This window comes from Streptomyces sp. NPDC093260 (assembly GCF_040683715.1).
Classification (GTDB): Bacteria; Actinomycetota; Actinomycetes; order Streptomycetales; family Streptomycetaceae; genus Streptomyces; species Streptomyces sennicomposti.
In genome coordinates this window covers 1-1,923 of sequence record NZ_JBFBEK010000066.1, presented here as the reverse complement: position 1 = coordinate 1,923, position 1,923 = coordinate 1, and the positions used below count along the sequence as shown (strand labels likewise).

Annotated in this window: 2 protein-coding genes; both read right to left on the bottom strand. The window is 72.1% G+C overall.

Going from position 1 to position 1,923, the window contains the following annotated elements; all coding sequences use genetic code 11:
* The coding region (locus AB0N63_RS36095) for a condensation domain-containing protein (protein ID WP_365536250.1) at positions 1-1,429 on the bottom strand (1,429 nt) is incomplete at its 3' end.
* Between the two features lie 35 nt (positions 1,430-1,464).
* On the bottom strand, positions 1,465-1,923 hold a 459-nt coding region (locus AB0N63_RS36090; protein WP_365536247.1), incomplete at its 5' end, for a phosphopantetheine-binding protein.

Sequence of the window (1,923 nt, the reverse complement as noted above, 5' to 3'; positions counted from 1 at the left end):
CCCCATGCACCGACACCCCACCCACCGGCACCACCACACCCCGACCACCAGCCACCACCACACCACTCTCCCCCCCACCCAGAAGGGACAGGTCGCTGACCGGGCGGTCCGGGTTCTCGGCGACGAACTCCAGGGCGCGCCGGTAGTGGCGGACGAGGCGTTCCACGCCGGCCCGGTCGAACAGGGCCGTGTTGTACTCGGCGCGCAGGGTCAACTCGTCCTCGCCGTCCACGACGAACAGCGAGAGGTCGAACTTGGCGGTGCCGCTGTCGCCGTCGATCCGGGTGAGGTCCACTCCGCCGAGGGAGAGGGTCGTGTACGCGCTGTCCTCCAGCGCGAACAGGGTCTGGAAGAGGGGGTTGTGGCCGGGGGTGCGCTCGGGGTGCAGTTCGGCGATCAGGTTCTCGAAGGGGACGGCCTGGTGCTCGTAGGCGTCCAGGCAGGTGCGCCGGGTCCGGGCGATGAGTTCGGCGACGGTCGGGTCGCCGTCGAGATCGCTGCGCAGTAGCACGGTGTTGGCGAAGAACCCGATCGTGTGCTGGAGCTCGGGCCGGGTGCGGTTGGCCATCGGGGTGCCGACGAGGAAGTCGCTCTGGCCCGTGCAGCGTTCCAGCAGGAGTTGCAGCGCGCTGTACATGACCATGAACAGGGTGCTGTCGTGCTCGTGGGCGCGGTGCCGCAGGGCCCGGGAGAGACCGGCCGGGAGGATGTCGCGGACGGTGTCGCCCTGGAAGGTCTGGACGGCCGGCCGGGGGTGGTCGGTGGGCAGGCGCAGCAGGGTGGGCGCGCCGTCGAGTCGTTCGCGCCAGTGGTCGAGCCGGCCGCGGAACTCGTGGCTCTGCTCCCACTCCCGTTGCCAGACGGTGAAGTCGGCGTACTGGAGGCCGAGTTCGGGCAATCGCGGTTCCTCGCCCGCGCTGATGGCCCGGTAGCTCTCGGCGAGTTCGGCGAGGAGCAGGGAGATGGACCAGGCGTCGGCCACGATGTGGTGCAGGGTGGCCAGCAGGACGTGGTGGCCGTCGGGCAGTTCGAGCAGGCTCACGCGCAGCAGCGGGCCATGCTCCAGTGAGAAGGGCCGCCGGGACTCCCGGGCGGAGATCCGGCGGGCCTCGGCGCGACCGCCGTCCCCGTCGCGGTCCTCCACGGCGACCACCGACACGGTGACCTGGGCGCCGGGCACCACGGCCTGCACGAGTCGTCCCTCGTGATGGACGATCCGGGTCCGCAGGGACTCGTGCCGGGCGACGACGTGGTTGAGGGCTCGTTGCAGCACGACCCGGTCGAGCCGGCCGTCGGCCTCGAAGGCGGCGTGCAGGTGGTAGGCCGCGCCTCCGGAGGTGTCGAGTTCCCGGAGGAACCACAGCCGCTCCTGGCCGGAGGAGGCCGGGAAGACGAAGGTACCGGTCAGGGCGTGATCCGTGCTGCTCATCGTGGCGTTCCTCTCTGCGACGGATGCGGCTGGGGTCACCGTGGGGAGGCGCTGGGCCGGAAGGGCGTGCGGGCGGCCCGTGGGATGACCGCCGGCGGGGCGGTGGCGGTCCGGGCGTACCGCGCGAGCTGCTCGACCGTCCGGGCCTCGAAGACGGCCCGCAGGGAGGTCTCGATGGCGAACTCCTTGCCGAGGAGCGCCGCGAGACGGCTGGCGAGGAGGGAGTTCCCGCCGAGTTCGAAGAAGTTGTCGCGGACGCCGATCTCCTCGGCCGGGAGGTCGAGAAGGCCGGCCACGACGCGGGCCACCCGCCGCTCGGTGTCGTCGCGGGGCGGGACGCGGTCGCCGGAAGCCACGGTCAGGCGTCCCGCCGACGGGAGCCGGCCGCGGTCGATCTTTCCGTTCGGGGTGCGCGGCAGCCGGTCCAGGAACACGAACCCGGCCGGGACCATGTGGGCGGGAAGCCGCTGTGCCAGGAACTCCCGGAGGGCGCG